At 55.4% G+C, this 6,688-nt stretch carries 6 protein-coding genes; 4 read left to right on the forward strand and 2 right to left on the reverse strand.

Annotation, left to right across the window (positions count from 1 at the left end):
• Entirely contained in the window at positions 1–993 is a 993-nt protein-coding gene (locus VFU50_00005) for a histone deacetylase (GenBank protein HEU5231209.1), read from the reverse strand.
• A gap of 401 nt (positions 994–1,394) precedes the next feature.
• Here VFU50_00005 and VFU50_00010 point away from each other — a divergent pair, with 401 nt between their 5' ends.
• Complete coding sequence (locus VFU50_00010; protein ID HEU5231210.1) at positions 1,395–1,787, forward strand: hypothetical protein; 393 nt, start codon at positions 1,395–1,397, stop codon at positions 1,785–1,787.
• 75 nt (positions 1,788–1,862) lie between these two features.
• On the opposite strand, the gene VFU50_00015 is transcribed toward VFU50_00010, so the two are convergent.
• Positions 1,863–2,432, reverse strand: a complete 570-nt coding sequence (locus tag VFU50_00015) for a hypothetical protein (protein ID HEU5231211.1) — start codon at positions 2,430–2,432, stop codon at positions 1,863–1,865.
• A gap of 489 nt (positions 2,433–2,921) precedes the next feature.
• Between VFU50_00015 and VFU50_00020 the strand changes: the two genes are divergently transcribed.
• The 3 genes from VFU50_00020 to VFU50_00030 all read left to right on the forward strand — a co-directional run.
• A complete protein-coding gene (locus VFU50_00020) occupies positions 2,922–3,458 on the forward strand; it encodes a sigma-70 family RNA polymerase sigma factor (GenBank protein ID HEU5231212.1) in 537 nt (178 codons plus the stop codon).
• The gene (locus VFU50_00025) at positions 3,451–4,554 is read left to right on the forward strand and encodes an energy transducer TonB (GenBank protein HEU5231213.1); all 1,104 of its coding nucleotides are present in this window, start codon (positions 3,451–3,453) and stop codon (positions 4,552–4,554) included. The genes VFU50_00020 and VFU50_00025 overlap by 8 nt, the downstream gene beginning before the upstream one ends.
• Before the next feature lie 582 nt (positions 4,555–5,136).
• Positions 5,137–6,688, forward strand: a 1,552-nt coding sequence (locus VFU50_00030) for a carboxypeptidase-like regulatory domain-containing protein (protein HEU5231214.1), incomplete at its 3' end; no start/stop codon positions are given.

A 6,688-nucleotide genomic window follows, 5' to 3' on the forward strand; every position in this document is an offset into this window, starting at 1 on the left:
TCAGTTCCTCCAAACTTCCTTTGCCGCAATCACCGTGTTCACATGAATTGTGACTGTGTCCTGCACGTCGCGCGCATAGCCGCCGGCGTACGTGACCATGACCGGAATGCCACGTGCCTTCGCAACCTCAAATACTAGCGCGTCGCGCCGTTTGAGACCGTCGATGGTCAGCGCCAGTCCACCAAGCTGGTCCTCAATATATGGATCAGCGCCTGCAATGTAGCACAGCAAATCGGGTGAGAAGCTGCGTAGTCCTGAACTCAGCGCCTGATCCAGCCAGGCAAGATATTGATCATCACCGACTCCGTCGGGCAAATTTACGTCGATCGAAGAAGGTGGCTTGTACGCAGGATAGTTGTTTGCCTGGTGCAGAGAGATGGTGAAGACGTCTTCGCCGTCGGCTACCACGGGATCTACAATTTTCGCCTGGACCTGTGCCGCCGAGATACTTGGCAGCGGATGTCCGCTGAGCTGCTTCGGCGGGAAGATCGCCGCCGTGCCGTTGCCGTCGTGAACATCGCAATCGACGGTCATGGCACGCTGAATTTTGCGCAGCTTCTGCATCTTGCGGATGGCGATTGCAACATCGTGAATCATGCAGAAGCCCTCTCCGTGATCGGGATGAGCGTGGTGAAAGCCGCCGCCAATATTTACGCAGATTCCCGTTCGCAGTGCGCGTTCCGACGCGAGGATTGACCCTCCGGCAGAAAGCCAGAAGGCCTTCACCAGTTCCGGTGAATAAGGGACCTCCATCTGCAGCTCTTCCTGCGGCGTGATTTCTCCGTTTAGCAGGCGATCGACATAACCAGCGTCATGGACCAGCCGGACATCGTCGTCGCTGGCAGCTTCCGGCGAGATGAAGTCGTCTGCATCAGCTTCACCGCTCGAGAGCAGACGATCATGGATCATTCGGTACTTTTGTGCGGGAAATACATGTGCGCCGATGGGTAGGAAATACTGGTCGCTGTAAATGAGCGGGAAAGGCAGGCGCATAACAATCGTTGCTGCAGTCGATTATTTCACGCTGGCCACGGCTCAAATGGCTGAGTTCGATAGGCGCGCAACTTCAACGTGAATTGTGGGTTCACACCAATGCCTGAAACGGCATCTGTAACCCCTCCTGTATGCACCCTCTTTCGGCGCGTTCCCGCGAACGCGCCTTTCTTGCATAACATGTTGTGCACAGCAAAAGCCGCGGTATAAGTTGCTCGCTGGAATAGTTGTCGGTTTCGATGAGTCACGGGAAGCCAAGGGGTGTCGTTGACGATTTCGAGATCCGCGGCGACTGCTATTTGCGGCGCTAAGTCTATGTGTGCGATCAAGAAAACTCATCATGGAAGAGTTCGCCCGCGATCATTGCCGCGGGTGGCCGGATGTGTAGCTCAAGGGTTGCTGTGGCATACGTTATAGGAATCTTTCTCTCGGTGAGCGTTGCCTTGTTTGCGAGGTGGGTAGAATTCGATCGCGATAGGGCATTCTATCCGACCGTGCTGATGGTAATTGCCTCGTACTACGTATTGTTCGCAGTCATGGGCGGTTCGATTCGCACAGTACTTGTAGAGTCAGCGGTGATGACTCTGTTCGTCGTCGCAGCGATCGCCGGATTCAAGTCCAGTGCCTGGATCGTCGTCGTGGCGCTGGCTGCTCACGGAATCTTCGACGTCGTTCATGGCAAGGTGGTGGAAAACTCAGGAGTGCCGGTATGGTGGCCGTCCTTCTGTCTCGCCTATGATCTTGGAGCTGCGGCCAGCCTTGCGTGGCTTATTAGAGGTGCTGGCCAAGCTTGAGAGGTGAAGCCATCCCACACATCAGCCCCTACTGGTTGGGAAGGCGTTCACCTCTCAGCCTGCGGCGCGCGGCGGCTACTCAAACACGAGCCGTTCCTGGAGCGCGCCGAGCTTGTCCTTCGTATTGGCGTAACTCAGAAAGTCATTCGCGGTGTTGCGAACGCTTTCCGCATGCGCCTGAATTGCGCTTACATCATCCTTGTACGAAGGCGCGACAAGCCAACGTTTGTTGTCGTTCAGATAGCGCAAAGCCGAATCGGTGTGCTTTGCGGCCATCAGCGACGACGCGTGGATGCGGTCGATCGCTTCCTGCTGCCACGGATGCACAGAGTTGCGCATCGACTGCAGCATCTGCAGTTTCTCGCCGATTTCGTTGACGCCGTCCTTCGCTTCATTGAGACGTGAAAGATGAGTCATCCAATGAAGTTGATTCGCGCTGGATGAAACCGTAAGCGTGTCGGTGCTGTCTGACACCCTCGCGGCGAGCGCACGCACGTCCTTCAGCAATTCCGATGCCTGCTCTGCATGCACCGCGCTGATATAGGCCGCGGGTGTGCTGGTCGCATTGGCAGCGTGCATCGCAGCCGGCGCGACCAACGCGAGCGCGAGTGTCAGCGCGGTGAGGGAATGACGAGTATTTTTCATAACGAATTAGCTCCTTTATTCTTTCGAACTCTTTTTATTCAATTCCCGGAGGGACCTCTCGATCCCTCCGGTTTTCCCATTCTGGTCGCGCGTGTCCCCGTTGGGTGTGAGCAATCGAGTGCTCCAGATCGCGACCAGAAAAGAGGACTTGTGCGCGGGTTGCGCTGCTTCGCGACGAATAAATTTCAGTGAGGGAGTGTCACTGAGATTTTTTCCGCCGCTAACTAATAGACGCAAATTTCATTGTTAGGTTCTTTAGATAAAACGAAGGCAATCGATAAGATTTCCTTACGCCGATCATCTGAAGTTTTCATCGTTATCGTGTGGTATCCAGTCGGTCCTTTCGCAGCAGGACTTGGCGTTTCCCAACCCATTTTGAGGAATCCGAACACGGATTCGGTATTCCCTAAAAATTCATTCCTGACACCGTAACTTTTCGCCCGTCTCCACCGATTACCTGATTGAGAATGGTTCCCCAGGGAGACGCGAGTGAGGGTCCTCGAATGCGAAACCGATGAGCGGCTGCTAATTGAAGCGGCGCAACGCGATCCGCTTCGCTTTGCCGAACTGTACGAGAACAATTTCGAGCGGGTATACGCATTCATGGCCTACCGGCTGCGTGATAGGGCGGAGGCCGAGGACCTGACTGCGGAAGTTTTTCATCGCGCACTCGCCGGAATTCAAAACTTCGAGTGGCGAGGTGTTCCGTTTGCAGCCTGGCTGCTAGGCATCGCAGCCAAAGTGCTGGCGGATCGGTGGAAGCGTCTTGGTAAGCGGCAGGAAGTACCCGTTGACGAGCTGGAACACGCGGGAATCGACGCCGCTATCGAGCAGCGTGCGATGTTGTTTCAGCTGGTCGATGCTCTCCCTCAAGATCAGCGTCATGTGGTGCTGCGGCGCTTCATTAATCAAAGAAGCATTCGCGAGATCGCCCAGGAGATGGGACGCAGCGAAGGAGCCATCAAACAATTGCAATTCCGCGCGCTGTACACTCTGCGCGCGCAGATGAGGAGCAAGTATGTCTAGCCCGGTACTAATTGAACAACTCGATTGCGCGATTGAAGTGTTGCTGCGAGATCCAGATGCTGCAATTTCGAGCATGGATCCCGGCGTGGCGGAGTTGCTCGGCGTTGCCGCGGAATTGCGCACCCTGCCACGTCCGGAGTTTCGCGCGAAGCTTCGCGGCGAATTGACGCGAGGCAGTCTCGTCGCGGAAGTTGCAGGGCATCACCGACCGCGGTTTAGCTCCAATGTTGAAACCAGGAACGAGCAGAGTTCGGCTGTGGAAGTTTTGCCGACGTTGTTCGGCGGTGGCTATGGAAGCTATGCGATGCGCCGCTCTAATTTCGTTATTTCCATTGCCATGCATGCGGCTGCCCTGGCACTCATCCTGAGTTCCGGATTATGGTTTTCTCGTAGTCAAGTACGCCAGGAACGGAGAGGGGAATCTGTAGATCTAAGTGAGTATGTCTCCATCTCTCCCGATACAATGCGCTCTGTGCATGGTGGGGGGGCCGGTGGAGACCGCGATAAAGTAGCGGCTCCGCAGGGACGTCTGCCCAAGCTGGCGATGCAGCAGATCACCCCTCCAGAGGTCGTGGTGCGTAACAATCACGCGAAGCTCACGGCCGAGCCGAGCGTAGTGATGCCACCCAGCCTGCGCCTGGCCGATAATCATCTTCCCAATCTGGGCAATCCTGTTTCCAGCGTCCTTGGGCCGGCGTCGAATGGAATCGGCGCGGCCGCGGGCATTGGCGACGGCAACGGCGGCGGGATCGGCAGTGGATATGGAAGGGGTCTCGGCCCAGGATTTGACGCCGGCTATGGCGGCGGGGTCTTCAGTGTGGGGGGAGGAGTTAGCGCTCCACTACCTATTTACAAGCCGGAACCGGAGTACTCACCGGAAGCGCGTCTGGCAAAGCTTCAGGGCACGGTGATTCTGTCTCTCATCGTAGGTATTGACGGGAAAGCTCACGCTATTCAAGTGGCTCGGTCTTTGGGATTGGGCTTGGATGAGAGGGCCATCGCAGCAGTGCGTCAGTGGCGTTTTGATCCCGCGAAGAAGGACGGCAAACCTGTACCGGTTGCGGTCGACGTGGAAGTCAGTTTCCGACTGTTCTGAGAATCGGCGACCATCCGGAACCGTGATCTGTAAGGCTCGGAGCAATCAGTAATTCCCTGAACAGGGAAATTTACAGCCAATTTTTCAAAATGAGGACGAAAATCCGCGAGTTTTGCCCAAAAATTTGCAAATTTGCTCTTCTACCAGGGAATTAACAGGGATTCCAGAGAATATCGTCCTACGCGATCTGAAATCAGCAGCTTGCAGCCACTTCTGCCGAGCTGCCCCATCAAACAGGGAACTGTGCAGGGAATCTGTGTCACAAATTGTGACTGTATTGTCGCCGATCATTCAGGGATGGATTGTCTTTCAGCCGAAAGCCGATTCCTCACAAGTCGATTCCACTGGGCACCTCGCTACACTTTCGTCCCAAAAAAGGTATTCTTGGGTTCTGAAATCCATACACAGCTTCTGTTTTCTGTAGCCTCGCCGCATTCCCAAAACTAAACTCCTGAAAATCAGCGGCTTGCGATGCGTCGGAGTTGGCGCACTGCTTGCATGTATGCGGGTTAGCTGCTTCGTGCAGCTTCAATAGTTCATCCCGCTGGCGACCCATCCGGTCCCACGTTTAGGAGACGATACATGCGAGTGTTCTCCCACTTTTTACGATTTCTGACCCTTACCGCTGCCATTTTCACCGCAGCAGTTGGATTCGGCCAGTCTTTGTCATCGATTCAAGGCCAGGTTACTGACCCAAGCGGCGCGGCTGTTCCAGGCGCTACCGTTACGGTGACGAATACCGCGACCGGAGTGTCGCAAACCATAAAGACCGATTCGAGCGGAAACTATCTGATACCAGCTCTCCCAATCGGGAACTATGACGTCACTGTTCAGTCTTCCGGCTTGGAAAAGGTGCTGAGTCACGGCGTCATCGTTCAGGTAGGGCGCAACACCGTTCAGAACTTCCAGCTAAAGGTCGCCCAGGCGAGCGAAACGGTGACGGTTTCCGCCGAGGCTCCCGTGATCGAGGCCTCCACCCAGACCGTGGGTCAGGTCATCAATCAGAAGACGGTTCAGGAGATTCCGCTTAACGGCCGGCACTTTCTCGATCTCGGTCTGCTCGTGCCTGGCTCTGTAGTTCCACCTGCCAATGGTTTTCTGACAGCTCCTCTGCGCGGCCAAGGCTCATTCGGGCTGAACACCGCCGGCAATCGTGAAGATGAAAACAACATCATGGTCAACGGTATCAACCTGAACGACATGGCCAACGGCCAGTTGACCTTTCAGCCGTCGATCAACACTGTCTCCGAATTCAAAATCGACAACTCCAGCTACAGCGCCGATGAAGGCCGCAACTCGGGCTCTATCGTTCAGATCGCCACCCGCTCCGGCACCAACACCTTCCACGGTGAGGCGTTCGACTTTGTGCGCAATGACTTCTTCGATGCGCGCAATTGGTTCAACAAGAAGACCACGAGTACCGGTGCGGCAAACCCGATGAGTCCGTTTAAGCGGAACAATTTCGGCGCAAATCTTGGTGGCCCGATTTGGAAGAACAAAACGTTCTTCTTCTTCAGCTATGAAGGGCTGCGTCAGCGACAGGCTCTGCCTTTATCCACCACGGTCCTTAGTTCCACTGAGGCGCAGGCTGCTGCTGCTTCGAGCGATCCGACCACTCGCAAGCTTGCTGCGTTAATCCCTGCCGCCAACAACGGCGCCAATGGATTCCTCGGCTCAACAGTCGCTCCGGTAAACATTGATCAGTGGACAGGAGATGTGCAGCACAACTTTAGCGATAGCGACCGCCTCCACGGCTACTACGCCTTCCAAAAGGACTTGCGCAAGGAGCCGACTCTGCAAGGCAACAACCTTCCCGGGTTCGGCGACACACGTGCTTCCCATCGCCAGATATTCACCTTCAATGAAACCCACATGTTTTCGCCCGCCGTCGTCAACGACTTCCGCGCGGGCTACAACCGCATTCACATCACCTTCGTTGCCGATAATGCAGACGACCCGGCGTCATTCGGCTTTAACGTCGGCAACTCGGGACCTATCGGTCTGCCTCAGATCCTGATCAGCGGTACTGGCCTACGATTCGGCGGAATCAACGGATTTCCTCAAGGACGCGGCGATCTCACAACCGTTTACTCTGACACCTTGAGCTGGCTTAAGGGTAAACACAGCTTCAAAT

The sequence above is a fragment of the Terriglobales bacterium genome (genome assembly GCA_035764005.1).
Taxonomy (GTDB): Bacteria; Acidobacteriota; Terriglobia; order Terriglobales; family Acidobacteriaceae; genus Gp1-AA112.